This is a genomic window from Haloarcula marina, from assembly GCF_024218775.1.
In the GTDB taxonomy this organism is placed as follows: domain Archaea; phylum Halobacteriota; class Halobacteria; order Halobacteriales; family Haloarculaceae; genus Haloarcula; species Haloarcula marina.
The window spans coordinates 14,532-31,402 of record NZ_CP100405.1; the positions used below are offsets into that span (position 1 = coordinate 14,532).

Below are 16,871 nucleotides of genomic sequence, written 5' to 3' on the forward strand. Positions count from 1 at the left end.
TGTACGTAAAGTAGTGTCGTGCGGGCTACTCGTCCCCGTCGGTTTCCCTGTCAAGGTCGGCGAGAGTAGTATCGGGCGGCGTTCCCTCCAAGACCGAACGGCCCAACAGCGTGCCCCCGATGCTGCGGGGGTTGATAACCTCGTCTGCCCCGACGGAGCGGAACTTGTCGACATGTTTCGCCTCCGTGGCGGCGGCGACCACCCGCACATCCGGGTCCACGGACTTGGCCGCGAGGATGGCGAGAACGTCCCGAGCGTCGTCGTCGCTCCCGACGACCACGCCCCGTGCCGTCCCGACGCGGGCGTCGACCAACACCGACTCGTCGGTCGGGTCCCCTGTCAGGACGTTCACCCCCGCGTCGTCCAGCGCCGAGGCGGCCTCGGCGTCGTCGGTCACGACGATGAGGTCGGTCTCGTCGCCCAGTTCCTCCAGCAGCGAGTCGGTCACGTCCCCGTAGCCGAGGACGACGACATGGTCTTCGAGCAGTGTGAGTTCTGATGCAGTCATGATTCCGAATGCCGTTGCCATCCGCGATTCGATGACCGGGCCGACGAGCGCTCCCACCGCCACCGTGAACGCGCCGGTCCCGAACAGGATGATGGAGAGGGCGAACCACCGCGCCCGCGCCGTTGTCGGCGTGAAGTCGCCGTAGCCGACAGTGGCGATGGTGACGATGACGAAGTACACCGCGTCGCTCCAGGTCAACGGGTCGCCCGTGAACTCGTTTCGCAGGGCATAGGCCCCGACGGTCCCGTAGAGGCCGACCCCGCCGATGGCCGACAGCGAGGCGATTTGGAGCGGCGAGAGGTCCACCGACTGGTCGAAGCGGCCCCGGTTTCGCACCAACAGGGGGTACGTGACCAAAATGGCCAGCAACAGCGGCACGTCCGTCGTCTGGAGCGTCGTCAGCGGTAACACCGCGAGTGCAGGCAACAGCGCAAGCGCGGCCCGGAACGCGATTTCCTTGCGCCGCTGAAGGCCGACGGTCACGATACCCAGCACGAACGCGAACAGGACGCCGCCGAACTGGACGGCCACGGGAGGCAAGGACAGGAACGCCGCCAGCGGGCCGTCCATCGTCGGCGTCGACTGACTCAAGTTCGAGAGGCCGGTCAGGAACGAGAGGATGGTGACCGCACCGACGAGGAGCACCGTCGACTTGCCCCCGGTGAACGCGCTCCACTCGACGAACGGAACCCGGTCCGCCGGATAGAAGACCTCCTCCAGGGCCGGTTCCGTCGCCTCGTCGGGTGCGTCAACCACTACCACAGAATTGGCCGAGCGGATATAAAAAAGCTCGCGGCCGGTAGTGTCGTGACACTCAAGGCGAGAACCGGCGTAGACCCGGTCATGCCTGGGCTTCGAGTGACTACGAACGAGACGCAGGTTACGCCGAATCGCCATCAAGTGCGAGCGGAGGAGCCATGGTAAATACGACCACTATTCTGTTCGGACTGGGGACGATGGTCGCGTGGGGATTCTGGATTATCTTCGGCGACGTGGCCTCGAACACCATGGACCCGGAGACGGCGGCGTTCATCTCCTACGCCACCGCCGCCGTCGCCACGGGCCTCGTCGTCGTCGTCTCTGACGCTTCGCTTGCAGTCACGAACCGAGGCCTCGTGTTCGCCGGAGTCGCCGGCATCGCGGCCGCTCTCGGCGTCATCTCGACGTTCATCGGCGTTTCTGTCGGCTCTACGACCGTCGTCTCGACCATCGGCGGGATGTACTTCGTGACGGCGGCCCTCATCAGCATCGTCGCCTTCGACGAACCGCTATCGATGACGAAGGTGGCCGGCATCGGACTGGCGATAGCCGCAATCGTCGTCCTCAATCAGTAAGAACCCGTTCCATGACCTGTCGGGATGGTTATCAGATGTGGGGCGTCTCACTTGCCAACTGGGATTTATGTCGGGACCCGTCGAACGCCCGGACGTGAAGCGCACCATCAGCACCGACGACGCACCAGCGGCCGTGGGAGCGTACAGTCAGGCGACGACGAACGGGAGCATCCTCATCACGGCGGGACAGTTGCCCCTGACCGCCGACGGCGAACTACTCGACGACGAGTCCGTCGCCGAACAGACGCGCCAGTGCATGCGCAACGTCGAGGCCATCCTCGAATCCGAAGGCCAATCGCTCGACGATGTGCTGAAGACGACGGTGTTCCTCGACGACATCGACGACTTCGACGCGTTCAACGAGGCGTACAGCGAGTTCTTCGACGAGGCCCCACCGGCCCGTAGCGCCGTCGGTGCCGGTGCCGTCCCGAAGGGCGCCGCCGTCGAGATAGAGGCTATCGCCACCGTCGAGTAACACCGGAGCGGGCGTCTACGGTCGCTACCGGTCGAACGCCACAAAAAACAGCGATTTCGGTTCGCCTCAGAACAGGCCGGTGATGTCGCCGTCTTCGTCGATGTCCATGTCGGCGGCCGCCGGGCGGGCCGGCAGGCCGGGCATGGTCAGGGCGTCAGCCGTGAGCGCGACGATGAACCCGGCACCGGCCGACGGATAGACTTCGCTTATCTCCAGTTCCCAACCCTCGGGTGCCCCCTTCTTGCTCGCGTCGTCGCTGAAGGAGTGGAAGGTCTTGGACATACACACCGGGAAGTCGCCGAACCCGAGATTCTCCATGCGCTCGATATCGTCGAGCGCACCGCCGGTGAACTTCACGCCGTCGGCCCCGTAAATCTCGGTCGCGATGGTCTGTATCTTCTCCTTGATAGGGGCCTCGTCGTCGTAGAGGTGACGGAACTCGTCCTCGTCGCTCTCTGCGACGGCGTCGATGACGTGTTCGCCGAGGTCCTCGCCACCCTCGCTGCCCTTCTCGAACACTTCGGACTCGGCGACTCGCACGCCGAGGTCCTCGCGGCAGTGGTCCAGCACCGCCTGCACTTCTGCTTCGGTGTCGTCGGGGAAGCGGTTGAGCGCGACGACGACCGGGACGCCGAACTTCTGGAGGTTCCGGACGTGTTTATCGAGGTTCGCGAAGCCAGCCTCGACGGCGTCGACACCCGACTCGTCTATCTCGTCGAAGTCGACCGGCCACTGGTCGAGGCCGTGGTACTGCAAAGCCCGCACCGACGACACCAGCACGACGGCGTTGGGTGTCATGTCGCCGAGGCGGCAGACGATGTTCATGAACTTCTCGGCCCCGAGGTCCGACCCGAAGCCAGCCTCCGTGACGAGGTAGTCGCCCATGCCGAAGGCCGCCTTGTCAGCGATGAGGGAGTTGGTCCCGTGTGCGATGTTCGCGAACGGACCGCCGTGGACGAACGCTGGCGTCCCCTCGATAGTCTGGACGATGTTGGGCTTCAGGGCGTCGCGAAGGAGCATCGTCGCCGGACCGGTCGCCTCGATATCGTCGACGGTAATCGGCTCTCCATCGGTGTCGTAGGCGACGATGATTCGCGCGACGCGCTCCTTGAGGTCGCCGAGGTCCTCGGCGAGACAGAGGACCGCCATCAGTTCGGAGGCGGCGGTCAGTTTGAAGCCGTCCTCGCGGGGGGTGCCACCGGACTCGCCGCCGAGGCCGACGACGGTCTGTCGGAGCGCGCGGTCGTTCATGTCCAGCGACCGCTTCCACTCGACGTCGTTGATGTTGATGTCGAGGTCGTTGCCCTGTGAGAGGCGGGCGTCCAACATCGCGGCGATGAGGTTGTGCGCCGACGTGAGCGCGTGCATGTCGCCGGTGAAGTGGAGATTGATGTCCTCCATCGGCAACACCTGCGACCGGCCGCCACCGGCCGCGCCGCCCTTCACGCCGAACACCGGGCCGAGCGACGGTTCGCGGATGGCTATCATCGCGTCCTCGCCGAGGTGGTTGAGGGTCTGTCCGAGGCCGACGGTGGTCACCGTCTTGCCCTCGCCCTTCGGCGTCGGCGTCATCCCGGTCACGAGGACGAGGTTGTTCTCCTTGTCCTCGGCCTGCTCCCGGAGTCGGTCGATTGCGTGGTGCTTCACCTTCGCGGTGTACTCTCCGTGATACTGAAGGTCGTCTAAGCCCAGTCCCCACGGCTCTACGAGTTCCCAAATCGGCTCCATGTCCGTCGACTGCGCGATATCGTAGTCCGTTGGAATCGGCTCTTGGCTCTCGTCAGGTGAGGACATCTCACCCAGACGTTCCTAAGCTCGCCCCATGAAGGTTCGTGAATCTGACACCAGTCGAATACGATAAGTTTGCCGTCGCTCTCGGCTGGCGTCCTCGCTCGTCGTGACAGTCTGAGGAGAGTTCGTGCGCGATTCAGTCCGAGCGAAGGTAGTCGACGACCGTCTCGGGTGCGGCACCGAGGCCGCCGCCCTGCGCGAGCGTCGGTTGGCCGCCGCCGCCACCCCCGAACTCGTCGGTCACCTCGCCGATGACCTCGTTCGCGTCCGTCTCGCCGTCAGTCCCGACGACGACGAACGTCGACCCGTCGCGACCCGTGAGGACGACCACGTCCGCGTCCGGGTCGCGGTCCCTGAGGTGGTCAGACACCGTGTTCGGGCCGAGGTTCTCCACGGTGCCGACGAGCCATTCGTCGCCGTCGCGGGTGACCGTCTCCGCTTCGAGGGTCGAGAGACGGGCGTCCAACAGTTCCTTGCGGAGTTCGGCCAGTTCCGCTTTCAGGTCCTTGTTCTCCGTCAGCAGAGCCTCTGCCCGCTCGGGCAGTCCCTCGACGCTGGTGTCCAGCGTCTCGGCGGCACGGGTCGACGCCCGCGTCTCGTCGACCTGTCGTTCGATAGCCGTCGGGCCGACGGCGTACTCGACCCGGACGAGGTCCGCGCCGGGGTTCGACACGTCGAGCACCTTGATGGGGCCTATCTCGCTCGTCCGCGCGACGTGCGTGCCGCCGCAGGCCGAGATGTCCCAGCCGTCTATCTCGACGATTCGGACCGTCTCCGTGGGGTTGGCCCCCTCCCCGAGGTTGAACACGATATCGTCGTCGGCCTCGGCCGTCTCGATGTCCATCTCGTACCACTCGACCTCGCGGTCGTCCCAGACGGCCTCGTTGGCGAGGCGCTGGAAATCGAGCGCGTCCACCTCGTCGGCGTCCGCCTCAGTCGCGAAGTCGAGTCGGACGCGCTCCTCGCCGATGTCGAACCCGCCGTAGCCGTGGCCCCCGAACAGTTTCCGGCCAGCCCCGTAGACCACGTGGCTCGCGGTGTGGGCCCGCATACTGTAGGTCCGGTGCTCGTCGTCCACGTCGCCCGCGACGGTGTCGCCGGGCGCGAAGTCGGGTGCGTCGTCGAGCGTGTGGACCGTCACGCCGTCGCGCTTCTGCACGTCGACGACCTCATACCCGCCGAGCGTCCCGCGGTCCGCGGGTTGGCCGCCGCCCTCGGCGTAGAAGTACGTCTCGTCCAGCGTCACGTCCCGGTCGTCGACCGACCGCACCGTCGCTTCGAACTCGGTCACGTACGGCTCCGCCGCCGAGCGGTTCGTCGGAGTCTCTTCGGTCATGTGCGACGGGTGGCGGCGAGCCCCGATAAACCCCGCGCCGCCCGCAACCCGGGCGAGCGGCGATAGCTTAATCAGGTGGCCGCCGTCGATATGTGGTATGCAGTACCACGAGGCAGCCGACTATCTGGAGTCCCTACAGCGGCGTCGGCCCAAGTTGGGAACCGAGACGACGGCGCGGATGCTCGCGCACCTCGGCGACCCGCAGGCTGGCGTCGATTGCGTGCAGGTGGCCGGGTCGAACGGCAAGGGAAGTACCTCGCGGATGCTGGAACACGCGCTCCGGGCCGCCGGTCTCGACGTGGGCGTGTTCGTCTCGCCCGGTCTCACGGACTTCCGCGAGCAGGTGCAGGTCAACGGTACCTCGGTCCCGAAGGCCCGCGTGGCCGACTTCGTCGAGCGCATCGACCCCTGCTTGGAGCGCCTCGCGGCCGACGACGACATGCCCACCCACTTCGAGGTGCTGACCGCCCTCGCAATCGACCACTTCGGACGCGAAGACGTCGACGTGGCCGTCTTGGAGGTGGGCATCGGCGGCCGCTACGACGCCACCAGCGCCGTCGACCCGGTGGCAAGCGCCGTCACGAGCGTCAGCCTCGAACACACGGACTTGCTGGGCGACACCGTCGAGGAAATCGCCCGCGACAAGGCACAAGTCGCGCCGACAGACGGCCCGCTGGTGACCGGAACGAGCGGGGACGCGCTGGATGCCATCCGAACGGAGACGGATGTCGTTACCGTCGGCCCGGCCGACGCCGACGTGGTCGCCGTCGAGACGGGTATGCGGTGTGAAGTCGAGAGCGAAGTCGCAATCACCGGTCCCGACTGGGCGCTGGAGACGAATCTCCAGTTACTCGGCCAGCATCAGGCCACTAACGCCGGTGTTGCCGCGACGCTGGCCCGACAGGTCGCCGACGTGGACACCCGCGACATCGCGGCGGGCCTCCGACAGGCGACCCTTCCGGGGCGGTTCGAGATACTCGACAGCGACCCGACGACGGTGCTGGACGGGTCGCACAATCCCGGCGCGATGGCGACGCTCGGCACCACGCTGGAGCGCTTCGACTACGAGAACCTCCACGTCGTCTTCGGCGCGATGTCCGATAAGGACCACGCGGGGATGGTCGAACACCTCCCCCCAGTCGCGACGGCGTTCGTCACCGAACCGGGACTGGACCGCGCCGAAGATTCAGAGGTGCTGGCTGCCGCGTTCGAGGGGCACGCCGACGACATCGAGCGAATCGACTCCGTCCCCGAGGCGACCGAGCGAGCGCTTTCGAGGGCCGACGCCGACGACTTCGTGCTCGTCACGGGGTCGTTGTACGCCGTCAGCGAGGCCCGTGACCGCTGGACCCGCCTGCTGGTGCCGAAAGACCACGGCCGCGCACCCAGCGAACGGCGTGCGCTCGACGGGGCGGCCTTCCCCGAGGCGGGCGGCGACGACGTGGACGCGCACGTTCTGACCGGCTACCTCCGGCCCGAACAGGCCGACCGGGTCGCGGCCCGCCTCGACGCCATCGGCGGCGACTGCCACCGGTCCACGACGGGCGCGCCCGGGAAGTTCGTCGCGACTGTCCTGTGCGGGACAGAAGCCCAACTGACCGCGCTCGCCGACGCTATCGAGGCGGACGGCCTCGGTCTGTCACACGTCGCGGGCCGGATACGACGGACGCTCGACGGCCCGCCCGACCCCCTCGACACCGACGGCACGGCCGTGATGGGCATCCTGAACGTCACGCCCGACTCGTTCCACGACGGCGGCGAGTACGACGAGTTCGACGCCGCCCTCGACCGGGCCGAGGAGATGGTCGCGGCCGGTGCGGACGTGATAGACGTGGGCGGCGAGAGCACGCGTCCGGGGGCCGACCCGGTCTCCGTCGAAGACGAAATCGACCGCGTCGTCCCCGTCGTCGAGGCACTCGCTGACCTCGACGTACCGATTTCGGTCGACACACGCAAGGCGGCCGTCGCCGACGCCGCCCTCGACGCCGGGGCCGACATCGTCAACGACGTGTCCGGTCTCTCGGACCCCGAGATGCGCTTCGTCGTGGCCGACCACGACGCCGGACTCGTCCTCATGCACAGCCTCTCGGCCCCCGTCGACCCCGGCCGGACCCGGATCTACGACGACGTTGTCGACGACGTGCTCCGAGAGCTCTCCGAGCAGGTGTTGCTCGCCCAGCGGGCCGGTATCAGCCGCGAGCAAATCCTCGTGGACCCTGGCTGTGGCTTCGGGAAGGACGCCGACGAGTCGTTCGAACTGGTCGACCGCCTCCGCGAGTTCGAGGCGCTGGGCTGTGGCGTGCTGGTCGGCCACTCCCGAAAGTCCATGTTCGCCGATGCGGCCGAGGCGACTGACGACAGACTCCCGCCGACGCTGGCCGTGACGGCGATGGCGGCCGAACGCGGTGCCGACGCCGTCCGGGTCCACGACGTGGCCGAAAATGACGCGGTCGTCAGAACCGTCGCGGCGGCCCGCGACCGCTGAGACAACGATTTCCGTCCGGCCCCCGAAGGTGTGGTATGGACTCGCTTGCACTGCTCCAAATCGGCGGTCTCACCGAGGCGTTCTCACAGGTCGTCGTCGGTGCCGGTGCGGTCGTCCTGTTGCTCATGCTCGTCGCGCTCGGGGCCTTCGCATACAAGAGCCTGCGGGGCGGCGTCGATTGGCCCGACGAACGCGAGGACGAGGAGGACGCCGACGGCGTCAGGCGCGGCGGCAACGACGACGAGTGGGAGTTCTACTGAATTAGCCGCCGGTGACGGCCGCGACGGCGTCGGCGGCGTCGGCCTCAGCAGCCTCCAGACGGTTCCGTGCGTCGCGGACGAACGCTTCGTCGTCGAAGAAATCGAGGTTAACGCGGACGATGGTCGCCGCCGCCGAGACGGCGGCCCGTGCCAGCGACGCCCCGACGACCGCGTCGATTCGGGCGTTCGGCGTCCCTTCCTCGGCGACGACGACCGCGCCCTCGGCCACGCGACCGGCCGCCTCGGCGATTCGGAGCGGTACCTCCGTTGCCGTCCGAAGCGCCGATTGCGCGTTGTCGGCGTCGCTCGACGCTTCGAAGGCCGTCCGCACCTCGTCGACCGCCGCCCCGTCCTCGTCGACGAGTGCGAGCAAGCGTTGGCGCTCCTCGGCCAACGCCTCGTGAGCGGCGGCGAGTCGCGTTGTCGGGTCGCTCGTGTGGATACAGACCATCTCGCAGAGCGCCGCGGCCAGCGCCCCGGTGAGGGCCGTCGCGGCCCCGGCGCTGGGTGCGACCCGCGACGACGCCACTTCCGAGAGGAACCGCTCGACGGACTGCTCGGCGTAGGTCACGCTCGGTCACTCTCGCTCGCTCGTCGGCGCTCGGCGTCGTTGGGCAGGCCGCGACCTGTGGTCGGGCGGTCTGGTTCCGCGTCTCTCATGCGTGTCTCTCCCGGGGGCACGGTGTTAAACGGTTCCCTCAGACCACCGTCGCTACGACCCGGACTGCTCGACGAACCGCGTCTCCCGGAAGTAAATGACGAGGCTCGCACACAGAAAGCAGAAGCCAGCGGCCCGTAACTCACCCACCGTCATGGCGACCAGCGCCGTCCCGATGAGCGCAGTGGCGAGGACGGCTAGCGCAGTCGGAATCAGTTCGGCCATCGGTCGTCCGTGCGATTGTAGCCCACACCAAAGAATCTGTGCATCGCAGCGGCTCAGCCGTTGTACGAGTGGTCGAACTCCCAGTGGTACCGACACCGCTCGCAGGTGGCCCACTGCGGAACGTCGAACTGGTCCGGATGCCGTCGGCCTTGGACCATCCGCGTCCGGCAGACCGGACAGGTCATGTACAGTAGTTCGAGGTCACCGAACTCCTCGGAGTCGTACTCGGCGACACAGCGCGGGCAGTCGATGTCGTCGCGAGCGTTGTGCTGGAAGATTTCGCTGTCGCACCGCCGGCATTTCACCGTCGCTGGCGGCCGCTTCGCCCACCCAGTGTCCCCCTCGTAGGTGGTCGTGGCCGTGTCCATGCTCGACAACCGGAACTTGTTGGGTCCCTCGCCTCGCCTGAGCGGCGCTAAAACCTTCTCGCCCGCCCACTTGAGCTTCCCGATGAAGAATCCGAATCGCCCGGTCACGACCCGAGATACGGGCCGAACCCGGATAAAATACTCGCGCGTCTGTTCGCCAGGCGCACGCGCTCGGCGATAGCTTTTCCGGGGGGCCTGCGCAACACCGTGGCATGGCATCTCTCAGCAGACTGGTCGCCGCGTTGTCCGTCGTCGCCGTCCTTCCGAGCGTGGCCGCGGCACAATCGCTCGACCCCTCGGTAGTCGGGGACGCCTCCGGCCCAGTCCGAGCAGTTGCGTCGTTCGCGCTCGTCCTCGCGTCCGGCGGGGTGGTCCTCCTTCGGTCGGAGGACCGCGTCCACCGGGCCCTCGACGCGCTACTGGCCCGTCCGTCCCGAGCCGTTCCGTACGGCCTGCTGGCCTACGTTCTCGTCCTCGCCGTGGGTCTCTACGGCCTCAGTCAACTGATCAGGGTCGGCGTCGTGTCGACGGTGCTGGGCCGCGCCGCCGCCATCCTGTTGGTCGTCGCCGTCGTGTTCGTGACGGGATTCGGCTTCCTCGTCGTCGGGACGTTGCTCACCGACCTACAGGGTCGCCGTCGACCGCGATATGGTCTCCTGATAGGGGCCGCTCTGAGTGCCGCGTGCTGGGCGGTCCTGCCGCTGCTCGGCGGTGTGGTCGTCTCGGCCGTCGTCGCGTCGTTCGGTATCGGCGGGGCCACGCGGCGCTGGTTCCACGCCGAGCGGACGGTGGAACGCGAGCGCGCGAACTGACCGCTCGTCGGGCGCTGTCGCTAACGCGTCGGCGAGCGGAGAAAAGAGAGGCGTTCAGTCGCTGCTGCTCGCGGACTCGTCTCTGTCTGTGACGTCGGTCACCATCTCGTCACCGCTGGTGACCACGTCCACGTCGCCGCGCTCGGAGAGGTCCTGGATGGTCTCCGCGAACTCTTCGGATTCGAGAATCTGGTACTCGTTGCTGAGCCCCAGATAGACGGTGTAACACATCAACGTCAGGATGACCGCGAACGGCAATCCAGTGGTGATGGCCGCCGTCTGCAGGGCCGTCAGGCCACCGCCGAAGAGCAGGATGGACGCGACCAGTCCCTCGGTGAGCGCCCAGAAGATGCGCTGGGTCTTCGGCACGTCGTGCTTGCCGCCCGAGGTCAGGTGATCGACGACCAGCGACCCCGAGTCAGAGGACGTGACGAAGAACGTGACGACCAGCAGCGTCGCCAGCAGGCCCGACACGACGCCGAGCGGGTACTGGTTCAGCGTGATGAACATCCCGAGCGTCTCGAAGGCTCCGTAGCCCAATTCCGTGTACTGCTGCTGGACCGCACCGCCGCCGAGCGCGCTGTTCAGCGCGCTGCCGCCGAAGGTGGCCAGCCAGATGGTCGAGAACAGCGACGGGAGGAACAGCACACCGAGGACGAACTCTCGGATGGAGCGCCCCTTCGAGATGCGCGCGATGAACATCCCGACGAACGGCGACCACGCGATCCACCAACCCCAGTAGAACACCGTCCACGCCGTCGGCGTTCCGTTGCCCGCAGGCGCGAGCGTCCCGGTGAAGAACCCGAGACCGAGGATGTTCTGGAAGTACGCGCCGAGTCCTTCGACCCACGCGCTGAGGATGAACACGGTCGGGCCCACCAGCAGGAGGAACCCGAGCAGCGCGAACATCAGGTAGAGGTTGATGGTGCTCAGTCGCTTGACCCCGTTATCGAGCCCGGCGGCGACCGACGCGGTCGCGATGAGGGTAATGCCCGCGATGAGTAACACCTGCGGAATCGTCCCCGTGGGGATGTTGGCGACGCCCAGCATATTGCTACCGAGCACGTAGCTGAGGCCGCTGTTGACCTGTGCGACGCCCAGTCCGAGCGACGTCGACAGACCGAACAGCGTCGCGAACACCGTTACGAGGTCGATGACGTGTCCCGGCCAACCGTAGATACGGTCACCCAGCAGCGGCCAGAAGATGGACCGGAACGTCAGCGGAAGCCCGCGGTTGAACGAGAAGAACGCCAACCCGAGGCCGACGAGACCGTAGACGGCCCACGGATGGAAACCCCAGTGGAAGAACGTCTGGGCCATCGCGGCCGCGGCCGCGCCGCCCGTCGTTGCTTCAGCGCCGAAGAACGCCGGGGGACTGTTGAAGTAGTAAATCGGTTCGGTGACGCTGAAGAACATGAGCCCGATACCCATGCCAGCGCTGAACAGCATTGCCATCCACGCGAAGTCACTGAACTCTTTCTCCGCCTCGACGCCACCGATTTTTATCTTCCCGTACTTGCTGAACGCGAAGAACAGCAGTACGACGATGAAGACGTTCACCGCCAGCAGGTAGAACCAACCGAACGTGCTGCCGATGGTGTTGAAAAGCCACGTGTAGGCTTGCGAAGCGGTATCACCGAGCAAGAGGGTGGCCGCGATGAACAGTCCGATGACCACCAATGCCACCGGGAACACGACGGGGTGGACGTCGAACCCGTACCCCTGCCAGTTCGTGTCGCCTGGCTCTCTGTCGGATTCCGGATGGAACAACTCCACTTGCAGTCCGTCGGACATCTCGCCGGTACTCTCTTCAGTGTCTGACATACGGTGCCCCCATCATTTGGTAACGCTCTGTGTGTTCACGTCCGTTCATGGTCGTTGACGGCAATGCCATCGATTCGACCGACCCGTCTCGCGGGCCGTGGCGAACCGGTGTCGTTCGATAGCCTGTGCCTTTCAGTGACGAGGTTCCCCGTCAGTCTGTGTGGTCGGTACTTCGCCTCACTGGCGTGTTACACAACCTCAACCATAGCCTACGGGTCGACTATATTAAAGTTTACTCGGAATTCCGGCTGTAACCCCGAAAACTGACCGTCTCTCTCTGCAGCGCTGGTATAGTCAAATTTCAGAAGGGTCGTGTTTCGGGGCTGGCCCGCGCTCGTCGTCACTCGCCGTTGAGGTCCATGCGCTGGGAGATGACCGGCACCGGTGACGAGCGAACGACGCGGTCCGTGGTGCCGCCCAGCAGGTTCCCCAGTTTGCCGCGGTAGGCCGACCCCATCACGATGACGTCCATGTCCTCGTCCGTCGCGAAGTCGACGATTTCGTCGCTCGGCGACCCGGTTCGAATGTGCTGTTCGAACGCGACGCCCTTGCGCTCCGCGATTTCACCGAGGTTCGCTAACTCGCGCTCGCCGTACTCCCGGTACTCCTTGCGCACCGATTCCTCGTCGTCCCGCAGCGACATCGCCCGAGGGACACCGGGAAGGTCCATGATGTAGAGTCCGTGGACCGTCGACCCCAATTCCGCGGCGAGTTCGATTCCGTGCTTCGCTCCTTTCTTTGCTTCCTTGCTCCCGTCGTACGGAAGTAGCATGTGCTCGTACATGGCGAGACACGCTGAATTCAACGACTGTCGGCAAATAATTTTCCCACAGAACGAGTGTAGAACGCGAATCCGGCGCCGACGGGGTCAGTAGACCGTCCGGGCGATGTCGTCGACGGGGTAGTCGGCGGCCCGGATGGCGTCGACGATAGCCTGTGCGTGTTCGGCCCCGCTGGTCTCGACGTTGAACACGAGGTAGGCCTCCCCGATTTCGAGGTCGTCGACCGAACGCTCGTGGCGAACGTCGTGGATGTTCGCCCCCTGGTCGGCGATGACGCCGGAGATGTCCTCCATCACGCCGGGGTGGTCGTCGATGCGCACCCGTAACTGCAGGAGTTGCTGACGCTCGGTCATCGCGTGGATGAGTACTTCTCGGAGTTGTGTCATGTCGAGGTTGCCGCCGCAGAGCAGCGGCATCACTACCTCGTCGGTCACGTCGAGGTCGTCACTGAGGATGGCGGCCACGGACGCCGCGCCCGCCCCCTCGACGACCTGCTTCGCTCGCTCCATCAAGAGGAGGATGGCCCGCGCTATCTCGGTGTCCGTGACGGTCACCACTTCGTCGACGTTCGCCTCCATGATGCGCAGCGTCGTCTCGGAGATGCCGCCGGTGGCGATGCCGTCGGCGATGGTGTTGACCTCGTCCAGTGTCACCGGCATCCCCTTATCGAGGCTCTCGTGGACGGTTTCCGCGCCCGTAGCCTGTACGCCGACGATGCGAGTCTCCGGCGAGAGGTGCTTGATAGCGGTCGAGACGCCGCTCATCAGGCCGCCGCCGCCGATGGGGACGACGACGGTGTCCACGTCGGGGTTGTCGTGGTACATCTCCGTGCCGAGGGTCCCCTGTCCGGCGATGATGTCGAGGTCGTCGTACGCGTGAACGAACTCGGCGTCCGTGCCCTCGACCGCCTTCTTCGCGCGGGCCATCGTCTCCTGAAAGTCCTTGCCGACGAGTTCGACGGTCGCGCCGTAGCCACGGGTGGCCTCGACCTTCGCTTGGGGCGCGTTCTCCGGCATGAAGATGGTCGACTCCGCGCCGCATTTCGAGGCCGCCAGCGCGACGCCCTGCGCGTGGTTCCCGGCGCTCGCGGCGACGAACGCCTCGACGCCGCGGTCCACGTCCTGCCGTATCTTGTTGTACGCCCCTCTGGTCTTGAACGACCCCGTCCACTGGAGGTGTTCCATCTTGAGGTACACCTCGCCACCGACGAACTCGTCGAGCGACGAACTCCGCTCGACGGGTGTCTGCTTGACGACTGTCTCGTCGTCCAATCGTTCGCGGGCGCGTTCGATGTCGGCGTACGTGACGGGGAGGTCGTCCGATTCGGTCGTTGTCATTGGTCTGGTGAAGTCGCCGCGATAGTCAGCCGCGCGGACGGCTCATCTGATGATCTTGTCTCGGCCGGGGTCGAACAGCGGTTCGTCGCGAATCGTCGCGTCGTACGTCTCGCCCTCGCATTGGACCTGCACCGACGTTCCGGCCTCGGCGTACTCGCTGGGGACGTACGTGTAGGCGATGGACTCGCCGATGGAGTAGCCGAAGTCACCGGCCTGCACGTAGCCGATGGCCTCCCCGTCCTTGAGGACCGGACGGCCGCTCAGCATGATGTCCGTCGAGTCATCGAGCGTCAGCGGCGTGATGCGGTTGTCGATGCCGTCGGCCTTCGCCGATTCGAGCGCGTCCTTCCCGATGAAGTCGGTGTCCATGTCGACGGCGAAGGGAAGCCCCGCTTCGAGGGGGTTCGAGTCCGTGTCGATGTCGGTCCCCCAGAGCCGATAGCCCTTCTCTAAGCGCATCGAACTCAGCGCGCCGCCGCCCATCGGCCGCACGTCGAGGTCCTGCCCTTCTTCCCAGAGGGTCTCCCAGAGCTTCTGTCCGTACTCGACGGGCGTCCATAGCTCCCAGCCGAGTTCGCCGACGTAGGAGACGCGCAGCGCGATGACGGGCACTTCGCCGACGTACATCTGCTTGGCCCGGAAGTACGGGAAGCCATCGTTGGTCACGTCGGCGTCCGTACACCGCTGGAGCAGGAGTCGGGACTTCGGTCCCCAGAGGCCGATGGTCGACTTCGCGCCCTCCTCGACGGTCACCGAGACGGTTTCGGGGGCGTGGTCCTTCAGCCAGTTCCCGTGAATCTGTGGGGAGTTGCCCCCGCCGGTAGTGACCATGTACTCGTCGTCGTCCAGTCGGACCACGGTCACGTCTGCGAGGATGCCGCCGCCCTCGTTCAACAGCAGCGAGTAGCGCACCTGTCCCACGTCTATCTCCACGTCGTTGCTACACACCCGCTGGAGGAAGGATTCGGCGTCGCTCCCCTCGACCATGATAGAGGCGAAGGAGGTCATGTCGAACATCGACACGTGCTCGCGAGTGTGGAGGTGTTCGGCGGCCTCGATGGGCGAGCGGTTGATGCCCTGCCAGCCGTCCTGCTCGGGAATCTGGTCCTCGTACCGCTCGACGAGGTCCGCGTTGGACTCGTAGTACTGCGGGGACTCCCACCCGCCGCTCTGGTAGAACTCCGCGCCGAGTTCCTTCTGCTGGTGGTAGAACGGACTCGTGCGGAGGCCGCGGTGGTCGTCGGGTTGCCAGCGCGGTTCGACGATGCTGTACACTTGCTCGTAGCGTTTCGCGCCGCGGTCGACGAAGTAGTCTTTCTCGCCGGTGTGTGGCTCGAACCGTTGGACGTGGATACCGCCGGTGTCGACCGGCCCCGACGGAAGCCGCGGGACGCCGTTCTCCATCCACTCGGCGAGGATGCGACCGTAGCCGCCCGAGTGGGTCCACCAAATCGCCAGTCCGCTCCAGAGACCGTCGACGGCCGCCGTCGGCCCGACGGCGGGCATCCCGTCGGGCGTGAACACGAAGATGCCGTTCTCAGTGACGGCGTACTCGGCGTCCTCGGTGGCCGGGAGCAGTTCGTCGAAGGCCTGCTTGGCCGATTTGTCGCGGTTGCGGTGGGTCGGCGTCGTCCAGTGTTCCTCGGTGAACCCCCGGACGGAGGCCTGTCGCTCCTCGCTGTTCTCGCCCATGTCTTCGGGGTCGACAGACAGCGTCTCGTGGTTGTACGACCCCATGCCGAGGGCGTCGCCGTGGTTGCGGAAGTACAGGGAGTTGTCCTGGTCGCGGCCGACGGGGATGGTCGGTCCCTCACTCATGTACTCGGCGATGTCGCGGTCGCCGGGCACGTCCAGTCCGGTGGTGTTGTCGCCGACGGAAGTCTCCTCGTCGGCCAGTTCGTCCATCGGTTCAGTGACGACGTACTGGTGTTCGACCGGCGCGATAGGGAGGTCTAACCCCGCGAGTTGGCCCGTCTGGTAGCCCCAGTTGTTCGTCGCCATCACGCAGCGGTCGCACTCGATGCGACCGCGGTTGGTGACGACGGCCTGAATCTCGCCGCCCTCGACCTCGATATCCGAGACCTGTGTGTTGCCGTAGAAATCCGCCGACGATTCGGACATGTACCACTGGAGCGCCCCGATGCCGTCGACGCGGCCGTCGGTCGGCGAGTAGTAGCCGCCGAGAATCTCGTCCTCGTCGACCATCGGGAGGTGGTCGGTCACCTCCTCCGGCGAGAGCAACTGCGGCTCCGGCAGGCCGTAGGAGGTGGCCCACTCGACCCGACGACGGAGGAAGTCCATCCGCTCCTCGCTCCGGGCGACTTCGATGCCACCCACCTCGTCGTAGACGCCAGCGTCCGAAAGCAGGCGACTCGTGTAGTAGGCCGTCTTCGCCTGTATCTTCGACGGCGAGGTCTGGAACATGATGCCCGGCGCGTGGACCGACGACCCGCCTGTGACCGGGAGCGGTCCCTGGTCGATGACGGTCACATCCTCGGCTCCGAGTTCCGTCAGGTGGTAGGCGACGCTGCACCCGACGGCTCCGGCCCCGATGACGACCGTCTCCGCCCGTGCTGGTGGCTCACTCGTGCTCATATCTCTCGTTTCGGAGTGCTTCTGTCACAATCTTAAATACATCGGTGGGGTGAACGACCGTCGGTCGGAACGGCCACCTCA

General features: G+C 66.1%; 15 protein-coding genes. 5 read left to right on the forward strand and 10 right to left on the reverse strand.

The genetic code is table 11. The annotated features are described in order from the left end of the window. Positions 1-25: 25 nt before the first annotated feature. Positions 26-1,264 (reverse strand): NAD-binding protein, encoded by a 1,239-nt coding sequence (locus tag NJQ44_RS17680; protein WP_254274537.1) that lies wholly within the window; start codon positions 1,262-1,264, stop codon positions 26-28. Between the two features lie 161 nt (positions 1,265-1,425). On the opposite strand from NJQ44_RS17680, the gene NJQ44_RS17685 reads away from it, so the two are divergent. After that, positions 1,426-1,842: an EamA family transporter gene (locus NJQ44_RS17685; protein WP_254274538.1), complete on the forward strand. Its 417-nt coding sequence runs from the start codon at positions 1,426-1,428 to the stop codon at positions 1,840-1,842. A 94-nt stretch (positions 1,843-1,936) separates the two neighbouring features. Then, positions 1,937-2,317, forward strand: a complete 381-nt coding sequence (locus NJQ44_RS17690) for a Rid family detoxifying hydrolase (RefSeq protein WP_254274678.1) — start codon at positions 1,937-1,939, stop codon at positions 2,315-2,317. A gap of 66 nt (positions 2,318-2,383) precedes the next feature. On the opposite strand, the gene NJQ44_RS17695 is transcribed toward NJQ44_RS17690, so the two are convergent. Both NJQ44_RS17695 and NJQ44_RS17700 read right to left on the reverse strand, forming a co-directional pair. Next, entirely contained in the window at positions 2,384-4,111 is a 1,728-nt protein-coding gene (locus NJQ44_RS17695) for a formate--tetrahydrofolate ligase (RefSeq protein ID WP_254274539.1), read from the reverse strand. A 133-nt stretch (positions 4,112-4,244) separates the two neighbouring features. Next, a complete protein-coding gene (locus tag NJQ44_RS17700; RefSeq protein ID WP_254274540.1) occupies positions 4,245-5,444 on the reverse strand; it encodes an alanyl-tRNA editing protein in 1,200 nt (399 codons plus the stop codon). Positions 5,445-5,541: 97 nt separating this feature from the next. Between NJQ44_RS17700 and folP the strand changes: the two genes are divergently transcribed. After that, positions 5,542-7,929: a dihydropteroate synthase gene (gene folP, locus NJQ44_RS17705; protein ID WP_254274541.1), complete on the forward strand. Its 2,388-nt coding sequence runs from the start codon at positions 5,542-5,544 to the stop codon at positions 7,927-7,929. 35 nt (positions 7,930-7,964) lie between these two features. Further along, a complete protein-coding gene (locus NJQ44_RS17710; protein ID WP_254274542.1) occupies positions 7,965-8,189 on the forward strand; it encodes a hypothetical protein in 225 nt (74 codons plus the stop codon). A gap of 1 nt (position 8,190) precedes the next feature. On the opposite strand, the gene NJQ44_RS17715 is transcribed toward NJQ44_RS17710, so the two are convergent. The 3 genes from NJQ44_RS17715 to NJQ44_RS17725 all read right to left on the reverse strand — a co-directional run bounded on the left by NJQ44_RS17715 (position 8,191) and on the right by NJQ44_RS17725 (position 9,548). Continuing rightward, positions 8,191-8,760 carry a cyclodeaminase/cyclohydrolase family protein gene (locus NJQ44_RS17715; RefSeq protein ID WP_254274543.1) on the reverse strand — a complete coding sequence of 190 codons (570 nt, stop codon included), beginning with the start codon at positions 8,758-8,760 and terminating at the stop codon, positions 8,191-8,193. Positions 8,761-8,901: 141 nt separating this feature from the next. Further along, positions 8,902-9,072: a hypothetical protein gene (locus NJQ44_RS17720; protein WP_254274544.1), complete on the reverse strand. Its 171-nt coding sequence runs from the start codon at positions 9,070-9,072 to the stop codon at positions 8,902-8,904. Between the two features lie 53 nt (positions 9,073-9,125). Next, positions 9,126-9,548 carry a TFIIB-type zinc ribbon-containing protein gene (locus NJQ44_RS17725; RefSeq protein ID WP_254274545.1) on the reverse strand — a complete coding sequence of 141 codons (423 nt, stop codon included), beginning with the start codon at positions 9,546-9,548 and terminating at the stop codon, positions 9,126-9,128. 104 nt (positions 9,549-9,652) lie between these two features. Between NJQ44_RS17725 and NJQ44_RS17730 the strand changes: the two genes are divergently transcribed. Then, entirely contained in the window at positions 9,653-10,252 is a 600-nt protein-coding gene (locus tag NJQ44_RS17730) for a hypothetical protein (protein WP_254274546.1), read from the forward strand. A 54-nt stretch (positions 10,253-10,306) separates the two neighbouring features. On the opposite strand, the gene NJQ44_RS17735 is transcribed toward NJQ44_RS17730, so the two are convergent. From NJQ44_RS17735 to NJQ44_RS17750, 4 genes are all read right to left on the reverse strand, one after another. After that, the gene (locus NJQ44_RS17735) at positions 10,307-12,076 is read right to left on the reverse strand and encodes a BCCT family transporter (protein WP_254274547.1); all 1,770 of its coding nucleotides are present in this window, start codon (positions 12,074-12,076) and stop codon (positions 10,307-10,309) included. 340 nt (positions 12,077-12,416) lie between these two features. Next, entirely contained in the window at positions 12,417-12,860 is a 444-nt protein-coding gene (locus tag NJQ44_RS17740; RefSeq protein ID WP_254274548.1) for a universal stress protein, read from the reverse strand. An 84-nt stretch (positions 12,861-12,944) separates the two neighbouring features. Beyond that, positions 12,945-14,195, reverse strand: coding sequence for a threonine ammonia-lyase (ilvA, locus tag NJQ44_RS17745; RefSeq protein ID WP_254274549.1), 1,251 nt, complete (start codon positions 14,193-14,195; stop codon positions 12,945-12,947). Between the two features lie 42 nt (positions 14,196-14,237). Further along, positions 14,238-16,790, reverse strand: coding sequence for a GcvT family protein (locus NJQ44_RS17750; RefSeq protein WP_254274550.1), 2,553 nt, complete (start codon positions 16,788-16,790; stop codon positions 14,238-14,240). Between the last annotated feature and the right edge of the window lie 81 nt (positions 16,791-16,871).

Coding starts and splice junctions, on each gene's coding strand:
- NJQ44_RS17685 (WP_254274538.1), top strand. CDS start 1,426: ATGGTAAATACGACCACTATTCTGTTCGGACTGGGGACGATGGTCGCG.
- NJQ44_RS17695 (WP_254274539.1), bottom strand. CDS start 4,111: ATGTCCTCACCTGACGAGAGCCAAGAGCCGATTCCAACGGACTACGAT.
- NJQ44_RS17700 (WP_254274540.1), bottom strand. CDS start 5,444: ATGACCGAAGAGACTCCGACGAACCGCTCGGCGGCGGAGCCGTACGTG.
- folP (WP_254274541.1), top strand. CDS start 5,542: ATGCAGTACCACGAGGCAGCCGACTATCTGGAGTCCCTACAGCGGCGT.
- NJQ44_RS17710 (WP_254274542.1), top strand. CDS start 7,965: ATGGACTCGCTTGCACTGCTCCAAATCGGCGGTCTCACCGAGGCGTTC.
- NJQ44_RS17720 (WP_254274544.1), bottom strand. CDS start 9,072: ATGGCCGAACTGATTCCGACTGCGCTAGCCGTCCTCGCCACTGCGCTC.
- NJQ44_RS17730 (WP_254274546.1), top strand. CDS start 9,653: ATGGCATCTCTCAGCAGACTGGTCGCCGCGTTGTCCGTCGTCGCCGTC.
- NJQ44_RS17735 (WP_254274547.1), bottom strand. CDS start 12,076: ATGTCAGACACTGAAGAGAGTACCGGCGAGATGTCCGACGGACTGCAA.
- NJQ44_RS17740 (WP_254274548.1), bottom strand. CDS start 12,860: ATGTACGAGCACATGCTACTTCCGTACGACGGGAGCAAGGAAGCAAAG.
- ilvA (WP_254274549.1), bottom strand. CDS start 14,195: ATGACAACGACCGAATCGGACGACCTCCCCGTCACGTACGCCGACATC.
- NJQ44_RS17750 (WP_254274550.1), bottom strand. CDS start 16,790: ATGAGCACGAGTGAGCCACCAGCACGGGCGGAGACGGTCGTCATCGGG.